General features: G+C 44.5%; 17 protein-coding genes and 1 tRNA gene. 9 read left to right on the top strand and 9 right to left on the bottom strand.

Annotation, left to right across the window (positions count from 1 at the left end; all coding sequences use genetic code 11):
• Window positions 1-160: 160 nt before the first annotated feature.
• The 3 genes from bcp to pdxA are packed head-to-tail and all read right to left on the bottom strand — an operon-like array spanning window position 161 to window position 3,400.
• Complete coding sequence (gene bcp / locus SMSP2_RS05025) at window positions 161-622, bottom strand: thioredoxin-dependent thiol peroxidase (protein WP_146682910.1); 462 nt, start codon at window positions 620-622, stop codon at window positions 161-163.
• Between the two features lie 28 nt (window positions 623-650).
• Window positions 651-2,351, bottom strand: coding sequence for a PrsW family glutamic-type intramembrane protease (locus SMSP2_RS05020; protein ID WP_146682909.1), 1,701 nt, complete (start codon window positions 2,349-2,351; stop codon window positions 651-653).
• A gap of 8 nt (window positions 2,352-2,359) precedes the next feature.
• A complete protein-coding gene (gene pdxA, locus SMSP2_RS05015) occupies window positions 2,360-3,400 on the bottom strand; it encodes a 4-hydroxythreonine-4-phosphate dehydrogenase PdxA (RefSeq protein WP_146682908.1) in 1,041 nt (346 codons plus the stop codon).
• A 119-nt stretch (window positions 3,401-3,519) separates the two neighbouring features.
• On the opposite strand from pdxA, the gene SMSP2_RS05010 reads away from it, so the two are divergent.
• Window positions 3,520-4,089: a thioredoxin family protein gene (locus SMSP2_RS05010; RefSeq protein WP_146682907.1), complete on the top strand. Its 570-nt coding sequence runs from the start codon at window positions 3,520-3,522 to the stop codon at window positions 4,087-4,089.
• Window positions 4,090-4,110: 21 nt separating this feature from the next.
• The gene (locus SMSP2_RS05005) at window positions 4,111-4,812 is read left to right on the top strand and encodes a 7-carboxy-7-deazaguanine synthase QueE (protein WP_146682906.1); all 702 of its coding nucleotides are present in this window, start codon (window positions 4,111-4,113) and stop codon (window positions 4,810-4,812) included.
• A 2-nt stretch (window positions 4,813-4,814) separates the two neighbouring features.
• On the opposite strand, the gene SMSP2_RS05000 is transcribed toward SMSP2_RS05005, so the two are convergent.
• The 3 genes from SMSP2_RS05000 to rpsB all read right to left on the bottom strand — a co-directional run bounded on the left by SMSP2_RS05000 (window position 4,815) and on the right by rpsB (window position 10,040).
• Window positions 4,815-7,703: a hypothetical protein gene (locus SMSP2_RS05000; protein WP_146682905.1), complete on the bottom strand. Its 2,889-nt coding sequence runs from the start codon at window positions 7,701-7,703 to the stop codon at window positions 4,815-4,817.
• Window positions 7,704-8,072: 369 nt separating this feature from the next.
• Window positions 8,073-8,930, bottom strand: coding sequence for a translation elongation factor Ts (gene tsf / locus SMSP2_RS04995; protein WP_146682904.1), 858 nt, complete (start codon window positions 8,928-8,930; stop codon window positions 8,073-8,075).
• A gap of 90 nt (window positions 8,931-9,020) precedes the next feature.
• On the bottom strand, window positions 9,021-10,040 hold the full coding sequence (gene rpsB, locus SMSP2_RS04990; RefSeq protein ID WP_186804877.1) for a 30S ribosomal protein S2: 1,020 nt from the start codon (window positions 10,038-10,040) through the stop codon (window positions 9,021-9,023).
• 379 nt (window positions 10,041-10,419) lie between these two features.
• Between rpsB and SMSP2_RS04985 the strand changes: the two genes are divergently transcribed.
• The 7 genes from SMSP2_RS04985 (at window position 10,420) to SMSP2_RS04955 (ending at window position 17,637) form a co-directional block, all read left to right on the top strand.
• Entirely contained in the window at window positions 10,420-11,574 is a 1,155-nt protein-coding gene (locus tag SMSP2_RS04985) for a GntR family transcriptional regulator (protein WP_146682902.1), read from the top strand.
• Between the two features lie 64 nt (window positions 11,575-11,638).
• The gene (locus SMSP2_RS04980) at window positions 11,639-13,510 is read left to right on the top strand and encodes a GxGYxYP domain-containing protein (RefSeq protein ID WP_186804876.1); all 1,872 of its coding nucleotides are present in this window, start codon (window positions 11,639-11,641) and stop codon (window positions 13,508-13,510) included.
• Between the two features lie 90 nt (window positions 13,511-13,600).
• Window positions 13,601-14,998: a COG3014 family protein gene (locus tag SMSP2_RS04975; protein ID WP_146682900.1), complete on the top strand. Its 1,398-nt coding sequence runs from the start codon at window positions 13,601-13,603 to the stop codon at window positions 14,996-14,998.
• Between the two features lie 16 nt (window positions 14,999-15,014).
• On the top strand, window positions 15,015-15,473 hold the full coding sequence (locus tag SMSP2_RS04970; protein WP_146682899.1) for a YcfL family putative periplasmic lipoprotein: 459 nt from the start codon (window positions 15,015-15,017) through the stop codon (window positions 15,471-15,473).
• 95 nt (window positions 15,474-15,568) lie between these two features.
• Entirely contained in the window at window positions 15,569-16,174 is a 606-nt protein-coding gene (gene lpoB, locus SMSP2_RS04965) for a penicillin-binding protein activator LpoB (protein ID WP_146682898.1), read from the top strand.
• 18 nt (window positions 16,175-16,192) lie between these two features.
• Window positions 16,193-17,464: a CsgG/HfaB family protein gene (locus SMSP2_RS04960; RefSeq protein ID WP_146682897.1), complete on the top strand. Its 1,272-nt coding sequence runs from the start codon at window positions 16,193-16,195 to the stop codon at window positions 17,462-17,464.
• Between the two features lie 98 nt (window positions 17,465-17,562).
• Window positions 17,563-17,637: transfer RNA gene (locus SMSP2_RS04955), tRNA-Pro, on the top strand.
• 332 nt (window positions 17,638-17,969) lie between these two features.
• On the opposite strand, the gene SMSP2_RS04950 is transcribed toward SMSP2_RS04955, so the two are convergent.
• From SMSP2_RS04950 to SMSP2_RS04940, 3 genes are read right to left on the bottom strand one after another with little or no spacing between them, the layout of a single operon-like run.
• Window positions 17,970-19,007 carry an aldose epimerase family protein gene (locus SMSP2_RS04950; protein ID WP_146682896.1) on the bottom strand — a complete coding sequence of 346 codons (1,038 nt, stop codon included), beginning with the start codon at window positions 19,005-19,007 and terminating at the stop codon, window positions 17,970-17,972.
• A 19-nt stretch (window positions 19,008-19,026) separates the two neighbouring features.
• Entirely contained in the window at window positions 19,027-19,566 is a 540-nt protein-coding gene (locus tag SMSP2_RS04945) for an HIT family protein (protein WP_222566407.1), read from the bottom strand.
• Entirely contained in the window at window positions 19,559-20,569 is a 1,011-nt protein-coding gene (locus SMSP2_RS04940; protein ID WP_146682895.1) for a hypothetical protein, read from the bottom strand. The genes SMSP2_RS04945 and SMSP2_RS04940 overlap by 8 nt, the downstream gene beginning before the upstream one ends.
• Between the last annotated feature and the right edge of the window lie 16 nt (window positions 20,570-20,585).

Genomic DNA, 20,585 nt, shown 5'->3' with positions numbered 1-20,585 from the left:
AAAAATAAGAAACTGCAAAAATACATAGCCTTGTAATATGTAAGTGGTTATCTGACAAGGGCCTACAATAAAAATTCTGTTCAAATTCATTTCTGGTGAATTTGAAACTAAAGGTCTTGCTTATTAGTTTCTTTGGCGGCATTTACCCTGTATTCGGCATCTATTCCAGAGCTTCAAGAGCGTTTTTGATTGTATCTTCCGGTTTTACCTTATAGCTTGCCTGCGATATGCGTCCTTTCTCGTCAACAAGAAATGAAGAGCGTATTATGCCCATATATTTTTTGCCGTACATGGATTTCTCGCCCCAGGCTCCCCAGGCCTGGGCTGTTTCGTGGTTCGGATCGCTGAGCAGGTCGAACCCGAGATTGTATTTATCGTCAAACTTTTTGATCTTGTCCGGTTCATCCGGGCTGATGCCTATAGCTGTTATGCTTTTCTGCTTTAGGTTTTCCGATGTATCCCTGATACTGCAGGCCTGTTTTGTACAGCCGGGTGTGTCTGCTTTGGGGTAGAAATAAACAAGCACCTTTTTGCCTTTAAGTCTGGATAGTGTTACGGTTTCTGAATTTTGATTTACCAGAGAAAAATCCGGGGCCTTATCGCCTACTTTCAGTTCAGACATAATAAACTCCTGTTTAATTTAATGAATATTATTCTAATGATGTCGTTTTGATCTCCATCTCCTGTGAATCATGGGTTTTATTTGGCTTGAGCTGAATGTTTCCCATAGTCATAATCAATACAAAAAGAAGGAAATAAAACGCTGAAATGCCTTGAAGCATATTTATATTCGCCTTGAGCGCTCCGTGTTGAACGGCGATTAAAACGTACTGCATCAGGATAATAGCCATCAAAGAATACGCGAGGTATCTTGTCAGGTGCAGCACCCTGTTTTTTTCTTCCAGGTTAAATGCAGAAATACTTAATGAATTTTTGATGATTGTACTGAATTTCCAGGTTGCCGCAATGAGTATGATAATTGAAAAAAGCCTGTATTGTTCTTCAACATTTGCAATCAGCCAGAAATCGTAGAGTCCATGGACAAGCACCGCCGCCGAAAAGGAAAGAGAGAGCCAAAAGACAGGGCGGTTGTTCTTTCTGAAATATTTTGTGTATAAGAGTCCGTAAACCGCAAACGTGCTCATTGACATATGCAGAAGGACAGCTGTAAAAGCCCTGCCTGTTATGCTCGCAAGGCCGCTTTCATTGAAATACAAGAGGTTTTCAACAAACGCAAACCCCAATGCTGATACTGACGCGTATATGAGGTAATCAACAGGTTCATTGATCTCTTTTGAATACCTGAGCATTATCAGAAAGGGTATGATCTTAACCGCTTCTTCGATCAGTCCGATAGCGAAGATGCAGTACAGCAAATCGTTGAACATGCCTCTGCCTATATTAAAGCCGAGGCTGTAGTTTGTGATGTCATAGAAAAACGTGCAGAATTCGGCACAAATCATGCCGCCGGCAAGCATGAGAAGCATATATCGGTACTTTTCCGGCTCGAACACATCGAGTTTTCGCAGGTAAAAAAACCATACTGCAAGCACAAGTATCGATGCAGCCAGTCCGGCTGGTAAAACGTGGCTGTAATTAAAGAGTGCTGCCAGGTATTTCAAAGGCTGCTGCTGCTCTATATGCGTGATGCGTTTGAGGCGGATAGAAATGTGCGGGCTGGTACGCGGATTTGATATGAGTCTCTCGAGCAATTCAAAATTTTTATCTTCATACAGTATCTCGACGAGATTCATACAAGCGCCGGCGATATTGCCGTCTGCTTCTATCTCCTTGTAGAAATAGGACATAGCGTCCTTTCTTTCTCCAAGCTGAAGCAGGCAGTACCCTATAGAGTTATTAAGAAAAGGCATCTGCCTGTCATTCACTCTGCTGTAATAAATCAGTGAATCCCAGTATTTGCCGTTCAGCGAGTAGAGGTAGCCGATGGCATAATTTCCTATATCAGCTTCAAGCGGATCCTTACTTGTTGCGTACTTAAAGTAAGTATTTACTGTATCACTGTAAGCGGTATTATCATGGCTGAAATCATTTATCAGAGATTGATTTCTCAGGTAGTCTCGGTGAAGGTTTATGCTGCTGAAATCATCTTTGAGCAGTTTTTGATAGATCAGTGAAGCCTCTTCAAATTCATTGCTGCTCAGAGCCTGCTCGAGCCTGTCCTGCGGAGATGATTTATATGAATCACCGAGGAAAAAGTTTACCGCTGTAATGATAATTGCAGTGGGAATAAGAAAATGATAAAGAATCAGCCTGCTTAAAGGAAACGGCTTTGATTGTTTTTGCTCAAGGCCGCCTGCGTATAAAGCTATGTCATCATTTTTTGTATTCATTCTGAAAATCACCCTCTTCTTCTCAAGCGGCCTTTATTGTCAAGGCCTGCTTTTTTCACACCGGCCATCTGGGCGGCTACCTTTATTGCCTCTTTCATGCTGGACTCGTCCGCTTTGCCCAGCCAGGCTATGTCAAACGCGGTTCCATGTGCCGGCGAGGTGCGGATTATCGGCAGTCCGATAGTGACATTTGTGGCAGAGTTAAACGCGAGCAGTTTTATGGGTATCATGCCCTGGTCGTGATACATAGCTACTACTCCGTCAAATTCTCCTCTGGCGGCTCGCAGAAAAAGGGTATCTGCCGGATAGGGCCCGAAAGCGTTGATTTTCTGCGAAATCGCCATTTCAATCGCCGGTCGTATGATTCGAATTTCCTCATCACCAAACTGGCCGCTTTCGCCGGCATGAGGGTTGAGCGCGGCAACTCCTATTTTCGGCTTGTCAACGCCGAAATAATTCTTGAGCGCATCATTGAGCAGATCTATCGGCTCAAAAACCCGTCCAATGGTAAAAGTGTTTCTGATATCAAAAAGGCCCTGATGAATTGTTGCAAGGGCAATTTTGATATGACCGGCGGTAAACATCATCGCTACACGGCTGCACTTGCACTGCTGAGCAAACAGCTCAGTATGGCCGGGAAAGTTTACCCGAGCCTTTTTCCAGCTTTCCTTGCTTATCGGGGCAGTTACAACCGCGTCAATTATGCCGGCACGTGCCGCGTAGATTGCATCAAGACAGAACTTTACAGACGCCTGGCCGGAGATCATGTTTGGTTCTCGTACACCGGCGGGGATAGAGAAATCGTCGTAATTTGCCAGCACGACTCGGTTTGGATAGTCGCGGGATATTTTTTCGTGCTGATGCACTCCCCAGAAAGGCTCTACTTCGATCAAATCCGCGGCGTATTCAAGCTGCTCATCTATCCCGAAGATGATGAACTTGCCCAGCCGGCGCAGGAGCGGATCTGATAGTGCCTTTACCACTATCTCCGGGCCGATACCGCCGGGGTCGCCCATAGTTATGCCGATTACTGTTTCATTCGAATTCATTGCGCTGATAGTAACAGAAACTTACATCTATGGCAATGTTTTGGTTGATTTTCGCCTGTTTTTGTGTTATAAGGCAATCTTAATCAATTAAGTGTTGTTAAATACAAGTGGAGATATAAATGGCTTTTACATTAGAATTATCCCAGAAAGCGCCGAATTTTTCCCTTCCAGCAACGGATGGAAATGTATATTCTCTCTCAGCTTTTGATCAAAATATCCTGGTGATTTTCTTTACCTGCAACCACTGCCCTTACGTTAAGGGCAGCGAAGAAGAGACAATCCGCACGGCAAAGAGGTACATGCCTCGGGGCGTGGGTTTTGTCGCGATAAACTCCAACAGCAAAAATACTTATGAAGAAGATGATTTTGAGCATATGCGGCTCAAAACACATCTGCCGTGGCCGTACCTGCGTGATGAGGATCAGAGCGTAGCCAAGGCCTACGGGGCGCTTCGTACGCCGCACTTTTTCGTCTTTGATAAAAACCGCAAACTTGTATATACCGGCAGAGAGATGGATAATCCCCGTGACTATACAAAATCAACTGTAAATGATCTGACAAATGCCCTTGACGAACTTCTTGCCGGCAAATCTGTAAGCAAACCTATGACAAACCCGGTCGGCTGCAATGTAAAATGGGACGGCAAAGACCCGCACTGGATGCCGGCAGATGCCTGTGATCTGGTGTAAAACCACTTGGCATGACAAACGATGGAAGTCGTAATAAATGAGATTTTCTATTCGATTCAGGGTGAAGGACGCCTGGCAGGGCGGCCGAGTGTTTTTGTTCGTCATGCCGGCTGTACTTTGAGATGTGATTTTTGCGATACTCCCTATGCGCAATCTCCGGATTCAGGGACAAGATATTCACTCAACCATGTAGTTGAGAAGGTCAGATCCTACAAATGCCCCAACCTTGTAATTACCGGAGGCGAACCAATGGCAAATCCTGTGCTTGAACGGCTTGTGGAAATGACCTGGCCGTTATTTGAAACGATTACAATTGAAACAAACGGGACATGTTTCAGGCAGCTCGACCCGCGTCTGGACAATGTGCTTATGAGCATAAGCCCGAAATTTAATGACCGCCAGAGGGCAGGCTATCAGCACAGCTTTGATGTTGAGCCCGAGAGCGGCCTCATATCTCAGGGCACAATTCTTCGACTTGTAAACAGTTACGATTATCAGTTGAAGTTTGTTGTCGGAGCTGATACCGACATTAAGAAGATACGCAGGACTGTTGAGGGGTTGGGCTGTGCAAACCAGAGAGATATTTTCCTTATGCCCGAGGCCAAAAACCGCCGCGAATATATACGAGCAAGCCGCCATGTAGTTGATCTTTGCCTCAAATATGGTTACAGCTTTTCCCCCCGTCACCATATTATGATATGGGATACTAAAATAGGGGTGTGAGATCAGGATTCAGTATCCTGATCCATGTGTTTAACGAATAAGCGTATCAGGGCATTTTCGTCATTAGCTAAAGTCTGCTCATCCACAATTGTTATATATAAGGAGTTAAGCCGTACTTGCCAGGCAGGGTCATTTGTTAAATGCTCAATTTCAGACTGCTGCCAGTCATACCCGAGCCGATTAAGCTGTTTTACCATAAATGCCCTTACTTCACCATCCGGTGATTCAAGTGCCTGCTTAAGCAGTCCAATACAGCTGCCGTCAAAATGCGGCGTAATTGCTTTTAGTAGTTTTATGGTTATTGGATGGGGGCTGTTCATATGATTAATGAACTCATCTGAAAAATTACCGATAAAATTTATATCATTTGGTTTTGTTTCCTGCTGCACAGACATAACGATCGTCAGGATTTTTTTGGCTATAACTGGTGTTGCAAACTTTTCCAAGGTGTCTATAGTTTTCTCGGCGTCGTTGCCTGTTTTGAAGTCACTATACTCGGTTTTATTAAGATAGGTTGTAAGAACTTTTGATCCGGCCGTTTTTTCAAGCGGCATAATGCTTTGCAGAAACTTCCTTGAGGGATCCATAAACCACTTATCTGAGCGATAGTATAGATCTATTTTCTCAAGTACTTCGAGATATTTATCTAAAACTGTATTCGGATCTGATATATATGACAATGCTGCGATTATATCTAAATAATTAGAAAGATACATACCAGAATTATAGTTGGTATTGTGAAGTATTAATTCATTCCAGGCTTCTCGTTCTAATTTCATTAGATCTTCCAGAACCGTTCTATCACCTGTCTCAGCCCTGGCTATTAGAATTTCAACATCCTGAGGTTCTTCCAATGCTTTCACTATAATGTCATAAAAGCCTAAATATCGGCCACGAATTAGATCGCCTAGTACCTTATTGTTCATTTTGAGGCCGGGAAAATTATCTGAACGCAACATTTCAGCGAAGTCTGAAGGACTCAGCATCGCAAAGGTGAAATTGTAATTCTTGTGAAATTTTTTGTTCTTCACCTTTTTAACCATCTCTGTATATTGAGTCTTGCTGACATTTGCCAGTTCCGGTACGTCAAATTTCATCTCGATATTGCTAAAGTCAAAATGATACAGAAACAAGACAAATAAGACTAAACCAATTCCCCAAAACGTTAGCATATAGTTTTTCTGTGCATACTTAATCTTATGCAGTGTAGTAAACAGTGCTTCCTTTTTCGAGAGTTGATCTCTGAATTTATTAAACAAATTACCACGGCAAGTAATAATTAAATTTATTGCAAGGTTTAAAATAAAAAACGTCAGCATAAACACAATCTTATTTACAGTCTGATGCACACATAAAACTGCTATGGCAACAGTAACAACAGTTACAGATGTAACCTGAAAAAATCTGTTATGGAACAACCATGGACGAAAGATCAACCTTACAATTGCCCATCCAAGAACGATAAGAAGCCAAAGGATAACAGCTGTAATACTGAAAATGTAAATACGTTCTTGCAGGCTGATATTTTTTATCCATGCAGCTATACAGAGCAGCAGTGAAATACCCAGTGAGATCAATAATTTTATCAGAATCTTATCTTTTAGATTTTTCAGCCTGTACGGCTTAAACCTGTTCATTAAACTGCCAATCAACCAGATTAGTAATAATATCGCTATTATTAACCAGCATAATACACTAAAATGCATTTCTATTTCAAAACAATCTATGAATACGGCACAAAAAACAAAAAGATAAATAGCATAGAAATACAAATATGCAAAAACACTCACTATTTTATCATAGGTTGAAAAATCTACTTCAGCAGATTTCTGCCTTCGTAAACAAATAAGAAAACCAACAGCAAATAATATCATAGATGCTATTAGCGGAGAGATGATTATCGCCAAAACACTTAGAAAAATAAACGGAATGTAAAATGTCAGCGGATCGACGCTTGACTTATCGCTGAACTCTCTGGTTTTCTGTGAATTAACATAAACATCATATAGTTCGTGTCTGGCAGCATTACTTTCTTTGGGTGATATTTCAGGTATCGCCAGTTTCAACTCACATGCCAAACTTTGCATTGTAAATCCGGTCATACGTCCAATTAATGTTTCAGAATCCTTAACAATTAACGTTCCTATTTTTGAGAGGATATCAGCAGAGTTCATTGCGTATTCATTTCGTCCCTCGTCAATGAGTGAGTAAACCTTCTCAGGAACAACATACTTTAAATCTGATAGGAATGTAATATCCGAATTGTAAGTGGGGGCTCTCGGTGCGATTTCCTGCGATACAACACCGTAAAGTCTGTAGATTGCTTCAGCAACATCGGTTAACCGTTCTTTGTATTTGCTGTAAGGATAATAATAAACCGGTTGCTTTTCAATTTCCGAAAATATCTCCATAGCAGCATCATAATTCCTGTACCGGTCAATTGTCAATAGAACACCGGCTCGTACAAAACGATAAAAGGCATTTTCAGGGCATAAAGTTTCTAACCGATGAGACAATTCTAACAAAGCTTTGTTGTCCAGTACTTCTGGTTTGCCAGACAAACACAGTTCTACTAATTCAAATTGGAAAAATTCGTTTTGCGGGTATTTCTCGGCAAGATTTGCTGCAGAGACTATGCCGTTATTTTCAGGATAAAATGCATTCTTGTTATTAAGATAAATGTACATATCCGCAGCTTCGGGATCACCTAACTCCTCTCCCGCTTTACGTATTATCTGCGTATACCGACCATTTTCTTCCTGATCCAGAATATAACGTAATTGTCTGCCGCTTTTCAGAGCTGGATGAATTAGGGCTATGGTGCAAATAAGGAGAAACAAGAATACAAATAAGCGTATCTTACTGATTTTCTGTCGTCCTGAGATTTTCATGTCACTTCAAACCCTTTTATCAGGCAATTAAACTGGATTACAATAGGTGTCTCTTGGATAGAGTCTAAAGGAATTCACCTGAAAACTCAAGTCTAAACTGGTTTTTATTTGTTTATAAGTGAAATGTATATTCTTTTGGTTTACCTCAGACTTCCAGAGAAGACAGGCAACGGCGAACCAGGCAATACTGATGTGCATCGAGATTATTCAGGAGATGGCAGACTGCAATCTATGAACTCCGCGACATTCGAGCTCTTTACGGAGAAATGATATAATCTCGGCTACAGAGGGGAGGATGGAACCAGAAAAAAAGGCACCGACTGTATATAAAAGCCGGTGCCTTTTGAAAATCTAAAATACAAGTAGAGCCTAAGCGATTTCGATCCTTGCAAATCTCTTGATAGAGGCTGTCCCACCGGCGGCTTTCGCGGCGGCGTTTACAGCTTCTTCAACTGTCATGTCTTCGTTGACAACATATTTCTGGTTAACCAGGCACCTCTCAGAGAGCATCTTGTTGATTTTACCTTCAACAATCTTGTCTATGATATTGGCTGGTTTGTCTTTTACCTGATCACGGGCGATAGCCTCTTCCTTGGCAAGTTCTTCTTTGTCGAAATCCTCTTTATTAAGGGCTTCCGGCTTTGCCGCTGTGATATGCATACAGACGCCGTTGGCGATTTCCTTTATTTCGGTACTGTTTGCGGTGTCGGCAGAATCGCATTCGATCTCTACCATACCGGCTACTTTGTTGTTAAAGTGGATGTATGTGCCGACGTAAGAGTTATCCCCAACCGTGAATTTTGCGCAGTCGCCGACTTCGGTTTTTTCGCCGGTCTTGCTTACAAGAACTGTGATGAGCTCAGAGAATTTCTCGCCGTTTAATTCAACGTCTTCAAGTTTCTGGCCGTTTTCGCAGTCACAAGCCGCGACATAGTCCAGCATCTTTTCTGAAAGCGCTATAAAGTCATCATTTTTTGCAACGAAATCTGTTTCGCAGCAAAGTGAAGCCAGGATTGTTGTGTTTGCATCCGTCCTTGTAACTACACGGCCTTCACCGGTGTCACGGCCTGAGCGTTTTTCCATTGTGGCAAGACCTTTTTTGCGAAGAAGGGTCATCGCCTCATCTAAATCGCCATTGGTTTCCTGGAGTGCTTTTTTGCAGTCCATCATACCCTGGCCGGTCATCTTGCGAAGTTTCATAACTGTTGCGGCAGTTATATCAGCCATTTTATATCTCCAAATTATTGGATTATTCTCTTTGGTTCAGCCCAGTCATATTCCTGGGCTCTCAACATATTAAAGTAAAAGAAAAGGCTCTTATGCCTGCTCTTTTTTCTCGGGTTCAGTCTCAGTTTCAGCGGGAGCTGCCTGGTTTTGAGGTGCGGCTTCTGTCTGTTCTGTTTGCACTGAAGCTGTTTCTTCTGTCTTAGCAGCCTGAGCAGCATTTTCGCTTTCAGCAGGGGCAGCAGCAGGCTCTTTTTCCTTATTGTCTGCCTGAACTGTTGATTCAGAAACGCTCTTTTCGCCCTGGTCTCCAGCAGAATCGTCCGCATCAAGGGGTGTTTCGTCTTCTGTTGAATCTTTTGCACTGCCCATAGCACGTCTTTTACTGCGTCCTTTTATCGGGCTGTCTGATGCTGTTGCCTGAATACGTGCGAGAGTTTTGCCCTCGGCAATGGCCTCGCCTAATTCAGTCATTATTATCTCGATAGCCTTCACAGAATCATCGTTGCCGGGAATTGCCACATTGACTGCATCCGGATCGCTGTCTGTGTCGATTATTCCGATTGTAAATACGCCGAGCTTTTTAGCTTCTGCAAGAGCGTTCTTCTCGTTCTTTGTATCAACAACTACCATGGCACCAGGGATTCGGTTCATTTTGCGAACGCCATCCAGGTTTACCTTGATCTTTGTCAGTTCACGTTTGAGAGTCGAAGCGCGTTTTTTACTTTCAGCGGCGATTGAACCGTCTGCTTCCATTGCTTCGAGCTCTTCCATACGCTTAACTCTTGAACGGATTGTCCTGAAGTTGGTAAGCGTGCCGCCGAGCCAGCGGTTATTGGCGTAGTGCATCCCGGATTCAAGAGCAACACGTTTTACCGCTTTTTGTGCCTGGCGTTTAGTGCCGACAAATACCACGTCTTTTCCCGAAGCAACTACCTGGGCAAGGAGCTTTTTAGAAATCAGCAGCCCCTTTATAGTTTGCTTCACATCTACAATGTGGACCATTCCGCGTTTGGCGAAAATGTATGGTGCCATTTTCGGGTTCCAGCGGCTGGCCCTGTGTCCAAAATGTACGCCCGAATTGATCAAGTCACGGGCAAGTTCTTTATTCACGAAATACTCTCCTGTTTTTCGCTTTAGAATATTTACTGTGTGTCTGCCTACGCCGGCAAACTATGTATAGACCCGAAAGTTTACAACCATTAAATATCAAGTCAAGCTGATTTTATAAATAATTAGCCAGAAAATGAATTTTTGGGCGGGATATAAAGGTTTTATGGCGTAATGGCATTATTTACCTTTAATGTTGACGTTTAAACAGGGGGGGGCATGCTGCAAAAAATATTCAGAGCAAACAAAGGTTGTTTTCTTACATTTGAGGGCTAAATGTAAAATTAAGTTTGACATATAGCGGCCGTTGTTTTATTATATGCAAAATCATTCGTTGTCAAAAGCATTTTAATGTAAACATTTTCTAAAGCAGAGGTTCAAAATGCCGGCAAGAGGTAAAAGCGGAAAACACGCTAACGTATATGAACACATTTTTCAGGGGATTGTGTCGGGGAAATATCCTGTAAGGGGTAAGCTGCCAACTGAGCATGAGCTTTCCGATATGTTCGGGGTGTCCCGGCCTACAGTGAGCAAAGCACTGCGGATGCTTGAGAAAAAGGGGATGATCGACAGACGCCCCGGTTCGGGAACTTATGTCCGTCAGACAAATTCCGCCCGGGGGCGCAAACTTGGCCTGCTTGTATCGCGGCTGAATCTCACTCCCGAGGATTACAGCAAATATGTTACTCTATACAGCATGGTTATCTCAAAGATGGCCCGCAGCGCCAACAAAGAGAACTACATATTGTTGATGAACGACCTTCCTTACGGCGATGAGAGTGAAGTGACAACTCATGCGCTTGATATATGCCGCCAGCTTGTTGACCTCCAGGTAAAAGGCGTATTTTTCATGCCCCTTGAAGTCTCACCTGAAAACCGCCATATAAATGTAGAGATCGCACATACGTTAAAAAAATACGATATTGCTGTAACGCTCATGGATAGAGATATTTACGACAAACCGAAGAGAAGTGAGTTTGATCTCGTTTCAATTGACAACGAAACTGCCGGTTTTGTTGCTGCCGAACACCTGCTCTCGCTTGGCTGCAGAAAAATAGATTTTGTCGCCGGCCATATTGATGTATCAAGTGTTTCAGGCAGAATCGCAGGCTACAAAGAAGCTCTCTTGTCATACGGGATAACGCCGCAGGAAAGCAGGATACACCATTTCTCTATTCTGCCGTTTCTTGTACAGGATGAGCCTATTGAAATGGAGACGGTTCGCGACCTGCTCAAAAGCCTTGACACCGAGGCGATAGTCTGTTCCAATGACCGAATGGCAGCGACAATCATTAAATATGCGAAAGTTTTTGGAGTAAACGTACCCGAGGATCTAAGGGTGGTTTCGTTTGATGATGAGCCGTTTGTTGAGAGTCTCCCTGTGCCGTTGACAACAATGCGTCAGCCGCCGGATATTATCGGCTCTGAAACTGTGCGGACAATGATAAGCCGTATTGAAAATCCCGGTATGCCTGCCAGAACGGTACTTATAAGCCCTGAATTGATTGTACGCGGGTCATGCGGGGCAAAACTTTAAGCAATTCAGAATACATAAAATGTTATCAATTCCAGAGATTAAAAAAATGAAGCAGTTTACCGCAATGCCTTTACGATATTTTACAATTTTAACTATAATTGCGGCGGTATTTTCAGCCGGCTGTAAAGCCGCTGAAGTGAATGCAGTCAACAGTAAAATGTTAGATGGCGGCTGGTTTCCCGTTCAAAAAGTTCCCAAAGGGGTTATAAAAACTGTTAATCCCGATGAGTTCGAAGAAGTAAAAAGTCCCTCTGGCAAGACTGCCGCGGGCGCCTTTAGTCCCACGCATATGCTTGCCCAGTCACTCTCGGGCCTGGCGGCTAAGGCTGTAAATGAAGGCTCTTTCGATGAGATGGTCTGGATAGACACAGAGAGAAAAGATTATAAATACTGGTACAAAAACCTGTTGGAACGGCTTGAATTTGAAGAACGCGGCACATTTGAGGTTTGGGATATACTTCGGCGATATATGGACGCCGGCATTGTAAAAGGTTATATCTTATATTCTTATGACTTTTCAGAGGGCGGGGCATATACAGAGCGGGAAAATATAGACCGTTCGGCAAATGTCGCGGCTACTGTCGCCGGCCTTACAAATGCCGTAATGATATCTGATGGACAGAAGCAGCGGGCAGACAAAATGGGGCTTAAGATGATTATGGACGTTCGCGGCAAAGATATGAACTGGTGTTACGCCAAATACCGTAACGTTATCAACCGTAACGCTTTGCTGACAGTCGATCCAAAGGTTGCAAACAATCGGGCACTGTCAATTGCGAATGGATTCGCTTGTGCTTATGGTGTGGAGGAGTCAACCGAGAGGTTGTGCAAACTTCTCAAGTCTCCCGCCCCGATTTTTGGCTGGAACTGCGGCGATGAGGCGAAACAGACCGGTTTAGTCACAGGTTACGGTAATTTTCAAACCGCTTCGAACTGGGCCTATAATCTTCCGCTGCTCTCTGCCGGAAGCGCAGAATACGAACCGGCTAAAGTCAAAACCCTCAATCCCGCCGGAATAGACTGGAACGACCAGAGGTACCCCGTGGCTATGCTGATGAGTGACGGTGACAATCTGCAGTGGCTTACCGGCAATTTCTTTTTTAACGATAGCTACTGGGCCAGTCAGCATCACGGGGACTTTCCGATGAGCTGGACAACCTGTGTTTCCCATCTTGTACAGGCTTGCCCGGAAGTGGCGGATTATTTAGCCGCCTCCCAGCCGGATAATGCCGCCGTAATTGAGTATGGCGCCGGTTATTACTATCCGGATCTCTTTGGCGAAAAAAGGTATGACCGTTTGAGCTATCTCCGCAGACACGCAAAAGATATCAACGAACAGCTTAAGAAGAGCGGTACCAAGGTATTTGGATTCATAACAATGGATTGTGACAGCGAAGACGCTTTTGACGCTTATAAGGTTTATGCAGAGGAACTTGATTCCGTAATTGGTATGGTTGCTATTCAGTATTATCCCTATAACGGCGGTAACGGTGAGGTTTTCTGGTTTAAAAACAGCAGCGGTGTTGAGATCCCCGTAATAACTGCTACTCATTCAACATGGGAACACGCAAGATGGAAAAACGGCGGTACTCCTTCACATATGGCACGTTTGGTAAACGAGCAGGCGGCGAAAAATGATGACCCATCACTGCCCGATTACAGCCTTCTGGCAATGCACGCATGGTCACAGTTCCAGGAGATTCAGGGCAGCGATGACAAGGCAGAGGATATTCCCAGGGACGAAAATGACAAGCTCATAAAACGGGGAAAAGTGGGGCTTGAACCGGCTAAATGGTTTGTTGACAGGCTTGATACAAAAACCACACAGGTTGTTAATATTGAAGAGATTATCTGGCGGGTGCGTATGAAACATGATCCTGTGACAACAAAAAAAATAATAAATGAACATTACGGCAGGCATTTAGATATAAACTGAAAAGACATGTTTGCTGATTAGAGTAAAGCAAATATAAACGAATGCCAAGCGGGGTGATTTTAGGGATTAGCAAGGAATATTAGTACAGCTATGTGGAAACCATCGAGAGACCTGAAGATTTATTCGATTTTCCGAACGGCACTGATTCTAATGACAGTCTGTGCAGTCATTGCCGCGGTGTCCGGCTGCAATCCAACCAGGTCAAATCTTGACAAATTTAATAGCTCATATACCTCGGGTAATTATGATGATGCCCTTTCAAAGGCCGAGAAGTGGGTTAAAGGTAATGAAACGCCGGCAAAAAACGATGTCTTATGGGCCTTAAATGCCGGTTCGGTTAAGATGCTTTTGGGTGATTACGAGGGCAGCATAGAGTGGTTTGACAGGGCAGAAGAGTTCATAGGTTATTATGACTACGAGAATGTTGTTTTAAACTCACTGGGCTCCACGTTAATAAATGATACTGCAATTCCTTATGGCGGAACACGTTACGACCGAATAATGCTGAACACTTACAAGGCCCTGAATTTTATGATGCTTGGTGATTTTGAGCTTGCCAGGGTAGAATTTAACAGGGCCCTTGAGCGGCAGAATCGGGCAAAAGACTATTTCAGCAAAGAGATTAACCAGCTGCGCGAAGATCTGTCAAAATACCCTGATTACAGGCAGTACGAGCAAAACCATGATATTCAGGATTCTATTGATCGGGTCTATCCCTCACTTAGAAATTTTGAGCCGTATCCTGATTTTGTAAACCCCTTTACAACATACCTTGCAGGTTTGTTTTTTGTTCTCTCCGGTGATTTGGATAAGGGCTCGTTTCTGCTTAAGGAAACCTGCGGAATGGTGCCGGGGAATCCTTATGTATGTGATGATTTCGAGGCCGCGGAAGCCGCTTACCAAAAAGGTGAGATAAAGAACAAAGTCTGGGTGTTTTTTGAGAATGGACTCGGCCCTGTCAAAGATGAATTCCGTATTGACCTGCCTTTATTTGTATTCGAAGGCAGCAGGGTTTATTATGCAGGAATTGCCCTGCCCAGGCTGGTTAAACGCCCTGGCTCTGCGTATGCTTTGACCATAAACAACGGCAGTGAAGAAGCCCAGACCAAAGCAGTTGTCAATATGGACAGGGTGGTCAGTACAGAGTTTGAGAAAGATTTTTCTATAATCCTGGCTCGTGCGGTGATTTCCGCCTCTTTTAAGGGGGCCGCTCAGTATGCTTTGCATCGTGAAGACAGCACTTTGGCTGCTATAATGGCTATTTATTCAGCCGCGACAACAACTGCGGATGTGCGGATATGGAGCTCGCTGCCCAAAAATATTCAGGTTGCCCGTACCCAGGCTCCCCAAAACGGTATCCTTACAATAAATAATCCTTCGGGTTCAGGCATGAGAATCAATATTGGTGATTGCAAAAATGCCATAGTCTATGTTAGAATACCCTTTGCAGGCGCTGAGCCTGTATATAATGTTATTAAATTTAATTAAATTCAGGAGATAAGTAATGAAATCTAAATGTTTTATAGTTTTAATTTGTGCATCGGTTATATTTCTGTTCGGTTGCGCGGAAAAACGTGCCCCCGGCACGTCCAAAGTGGATGAGCGTGTTGTCATGGGAGAGAATGTAGGAAGCTCCGGCGCTGCCACTAATCCTATACTAACCCCATTTCGAAAGGTCATAAGTGCCCTCAAAGGAGAGGGGCTCAAAGTAAATGAAGTCATCATGCGTGTTAACGACAAAGATTTGCTTGAGGTACAGGTAAAGGGCTATAACCAGTCGTTTAAAACCAAAAAATTTCAGTACAAATTTGTCTGGCTCGATGAATCAGGTTTTGAAATACCAACACGCAGCAGTGTGTGGAAACTCGGTTCTGCCGTAGCCAAAAACAACTTTACCATAAAAGAAGTTGCTCCAAGCGAAAAGGCTGTTGATTTTAACCTTGTAACCAGAGATGAGTTTTAGTCGGGGTTTACAGTTTTTTCCGAACAAATCCATTAAAAAAGAATATTAATATATATACAACATAATTTTATGTGAGATCATAAGGAGATTATCTCATGAGAAGCATACTTTTAGCCATTGCTGTTGGACTTATCGCGTTGAGCGGCTGTACCACTAAGACAACAAATATTGATACATCTAATGATGAGGGCCGTCCTGTGATGGGACTTGACTACCGTGATTTTGACCGCGCATCAGCGGAGCTGATCGAATCTATGGTTTCTTCCGGAGTTCTTAATAAGCCTGAAGGCGGAAGATATGTTGTCGCTACCGGCAGAGTGGTAAACGACACCATGCAGCGGATAGACACTGACCAGCTAATGGCCAAGGTCGAAGAAGAGCTTATGAACACCGGCAAGGTTGTTCTGACTTCAGCTCTGGGCGGCAGCGGCGCCAAAGATGACATGGTCTATCAGACCAGAGAGCTGCGTGATAATGAGGAATTTGACACTGAAACCATCGCCGGAAAGGGCCAGCTGATTGCTCCCGAGTTGAGTCTTTCTGGTAAGATAATACAAAAAGATGTGAAAATCGATAAAAATGAAACCCAGGTAGAATACTACTTCCAGATACTTTTGACAGATATCTCAAGCGGTTTGAGATTCTGGCAAAATGAGGTCGTCTTAGGAAAAAGAGGCGACAGGAAGAGTGTGTCCTGGTAATTAACCCCGGAGGTTAAAATGAAACTTTCAGTTCTTACTGCTTTTATTCTTGTATCAGGTATTGTCCTGGCGGGCCGTGTAGAAATCGTAGAGACCGAAGCCATCGGCGAAGGCAAAACACGCGAGCTGGCAATCGAAAAAGCTCTAAAAGAAGCCGTGCAAAAGGTTAACGGAGTTTCTGTTGATACGGCCAGATATCTGCTTGACATGCAGACGGGACAGAGGAGTAGCCTCTACACCTACGATGAACGAAGAATCAGCGTTGATGATTTGAGCCTGAAAACCGAAGGAACCACGGTTATGCAGGAGTTCGAAGGTATGGTTAAGACATTCGATGTAATCAGCGAGAGCAAAGTAGAGGGCGGCAATTACAGGGTTGAGATAAAAGCCGGCGTGTACAAATACCCCGAAGACACCTCCAAGCTGATCCGTGTTGCGGTTTTGCCGGTACATGTGGGTGAGGGGCTGAATCTTTCAGGCAGTTTCAGTGAATCGCTTAGCCGAAGGCTATCTGTTCTTATGGTGCAGTCCGGCAGGTTTGACGTTCTTGACAGACAGTACACAAACGATTATCTGGCCGAGCGTAATCTTTTGGCATCAGATATGGTGCCGGACCAGGAAAGGGCAAGACTGGCACAGGCACTTGGGGCTGATTATGTCTTCTCCGGCACGGTCACAAATTATCTTAACAGCGAAATTACCAAAAACAATCCTGCTATCGGCCGAAGAATTTCCAGCCGTGAGGCAAGGCTTATGATGGACTACCGGCTTTTTGACGCCGACACACGCAAGGTGGCCATGGCGGATACCTACAGGATGCGTATGGATGACTCGGACATACGAAAACTTTCCCGCGAGGTTACCGGCGAAGTTTATGCTGATGAAATACCCTCTGAGGAGGTTTCAGATATTGTAATGGAAGCAGCCGCGGCTGATATTGTCCGCCGTGTTCTCGAATACGCCGATCCAATACGTATCGAGAGTGTGGATGGCGGCAAAGTTGTTATCGATGTCGGCGGCAAGCTGATCCAGCCTGAAATGACATTTACTGCATTTGGCGGGGAAACTTTGGAAAAAGTAGTTCTCCAGGCAGTCAACGTAATGTATGACCATACTTTATGCCGCGTTGTCAGCGGTAATCCGGAAATTTTAACCGTTGGCATGGCCTGCAAATTCGCAACACCGGGCCGCCGCGGAATGAGTGTGCCCGGCTATATTAGTGATCCGGGCCGTAAGAGTTCCGTGGAAAAGGTTCAGGGCGGCGGTGTAAAAATGCCGTTTGACAAATAACCGTTCTGCGTTTGGGGATTTAATCAGATTTATTTCTCATATTTTAGCAAAAAAGGTTTGTATTCAGTCCGTTTTTGCTTAGAATACCAAACCTTAAACGGGCTGTGGCGCAGTTTGGCTAGCGCGCTTGACTGGGGGTCAAGAGGTCGGAGGTTCAAGTCCTCTCAGCCCGATTGACCGCTGGCGAGGCTGATTCTTCTCGTTACGGCAGCTCTTCGCGATCTGAACTGACCGCTTCGGGCTGTTCTTTGATGTCTTTACTCGTATAAACATGCCTGAATTATAACATATCCGACTATCTTGAGAATCAGAAAGCAACACTAAGCACTATAAGCCTTTCCCAAAGAAAAACCGCACTCTGAATGTCATAAGTCGCAATTTTTGTTAGAATCTACACAAAACCGCCGAAGTCGGGAAAAAGATTGAGGAATAAGGGCAGTAAGCAATCCAGGCAGGATTACCTGAAAGGGATTAAATAAGCCAATATCACATAAGTCCGGCGGTTTCATCTAACCGAGAATACATACGCCATATTGTGCCTGTATCTCTGGCCCGGGCGAAGTATGGCATCAGGAAATCCCGGCGTATTCACCGCGTTGGGGTGTATCTGCGGCTCCAGGCAGAATGCGCTGTGCGAACTGTATGTTTTGCCGCTTTTGCCTTTTATGCCGTCAAGAAAATTACCCGAGTAAAACTGAATCGCCGGCTGATTGGTGTAGGTTTCCATTACGCGGCCGCTTTTCGGCTCGTATGTTCTGGCGGCGAGGATATATGTTTGTTCGTCATTGCCGAGAATGTAGTTGTGGTCATAGCCGGCCTGTGTCTGGCCGATTCGTTCACCAATTGCATGGGGGTGGGTAAAATCCAGTGCGGTTCCTGCGACGGGGGCAATCTTGCCGGTTGGTATAAGATCATCGTTTACAGGTGTATAGCTGTCTGCAAATATTTCCATCTCATGGCCGAGTATGTCGGCTGAGTGCTCCGCAGCCAGATTGAAGTAGCTGTGGTGTGTCAGGTTTACAGGGGTAGCCTTGTCTGCAACAGCATCGAAATCAATCTTAAGCTCATTTTCGTCGGTGAGCGTGTATGTTACAGTAACGTTGAGGTTTCCGGGATAGTTTTCTTCTCCATCGGGGCTCATATAGTTGAGCGTTACGGCAGAGAAGTCATCTTCTTCGAGAGGCTGGGCTCTCCAGATTACATTGTTAAAGCCCTTATTGCCGCCGTGGAGGTGGTGGCGGCCGTTCTCGTTCTTGGCAAGCTGATATTCAACACCGTCGAGTGTGAAGCTGCCGCTGTCAATCCTGTTTGCGACTCTGCCGACAGTGGCACCGAAGTACGGGCTGCGTTCTGCGTAGCTTTCAAGCTCGTCAAAACCCAGGGTTACGTCGGCGATATTTCCGCCTCTGTCCGGCACATAGAGCGAGACGAGAATTGCCCCGTAATCAATAATTTCGGCTTTCATTCCGTTCTTGTTTGACAGAATATACATAGTAATCGGATTGCCTTGAAACTGGGCAAACTTTCTTTGCTGAACAGACATATGTACCTCTAATAAAGAGTTATTTGCACTTTTTCGAAGGAAGATTCATTTCGCCGCTGAGCTCGATAAGCATATCGTAGAGCTCGTCCATTGACTGGCTGATAACCTCCACTTCACTGCATGTGGACATAAAACCCGTGTCTCCGTCCCATCTGGGTACGATGTGCATATGCAGGTGTCCCGGCAGTCCGGCGCCGGCGCATCTGCCGATATTTAAGCCGACGTTAAAGCCCTGTGGGCTTATTGCTTTTTTAAGGATAATCTGCGTATCCCGTGCAAGAGTTGCGATATCGAAGATTTCTTCAACAGCAGCCGTTTCCAGGTCGGGTATATGGCGTTTTGGTGCTATCAGAAGATGTCCGTTGTTATACGGAAACCTGTTGAATACCACTATGCTTAGTTCAGTCCGCCAAAGTACATATTTTTCTCTGTCGTCCCCACGGTCTTCTCTGGCCGCACATAAAAAACATTCATCGCTTTTTTCTATATCCTTGATATACGCCATTCGCCAGGGCGCCCAGATGTTGTTCTTCTGCAAAGTCATAAGAGTGCTATTCAATCAGCTCCATCTTGATAATCTGTTTTACGTCCAGTTTCGGTACAGAGTCGCCAAGGGGCAGCATAAATGAGGCTGTCATCTTCATGTCGTATTCCTGTCGGCAGCTGCGCAGAACCGCTGATTGGGCATCATAAACAGCCTCGAGGCTGCCCTGGAGAGAATCAACTCTGTAGTTGGTCAGGAAGCCGAACATTCCCCTCATCTGGTGAGGCACCTTGTAAGGCTTGGGCAGGGTCGTAACCTCCGGCATGGGTTGTTTGTTATCATCAAATTTTACAGGGAGTTTCTCTATCACGCCGGATATTTTGATATTATCTGCTTCTTCGTCAGCCTGAGCGTATGTGTAATGTATTCTTCTTTCAGCGGGTACAAGTTTTGCAAATGGTATAATCTGGGTTGACTTCCAGGTGGCACCGGGGGTAATATCTTTGCCGGCATCTGCCTGGCCGGCGATAGGATCCCAGATGAACCACTGGGTATTGACAAAGTCCCATATCATATCAGGGTCTTTTACATTTCTGGTTGCCTGTTTTGTAATAGTTGCCGCGCCGAGTTCCTCTACCAGCTTGTTTAAGCCTTTAAAGTTCCTTATTTGTCCCAGCGAGTTTACCTTAAAGGTCCACTCTCTGCCCGCAAGAGATTCAGTGATGTCTTTGCCCGGCTGGCGTGAACCGGAGAAGCTGCCCTTTGTGACTTTTGATGACTCACAGACGGCTTTTACGGTAATGTCGCCGTAGATATCTTCTTCTATCGGGGTGTAGGATATCACCATCTCTAGCTGTTCTGTCATTTCTTTTGTATCTTTTTGTTTCTGATCGCTGAGTGTCAGATCTACGTTTCTTGATGAGACAAACCTGTATTTGAGCGGCTTGTTCATCTCGAAATTAAGCCCCATAACCTTATTTGGTGTGCTGTAGGGCTCGCTGCAGCCGGCAAGAACCGCCAGAATCAGCCCCGCCGCTATGAATATGATAGAGCGTTTCAATTTATCGGCCTTTCTCATTAAATCCAAGTTTTCT

The organism is Limihaloglobus sulfuriphilus, assembly GCF_001999965.1.
GTDB classification, from domain to species: Bacteria; Planctomycetota; Phycisphaerae; order Sedimentisphaerales; family Sedimentisphaeraceae; genus Limihaloglobus; species Limihaloglobus sulfuriphilus.
This window is presented reverse-complemented; position numbering and strand designations above follow the sequence as displayed.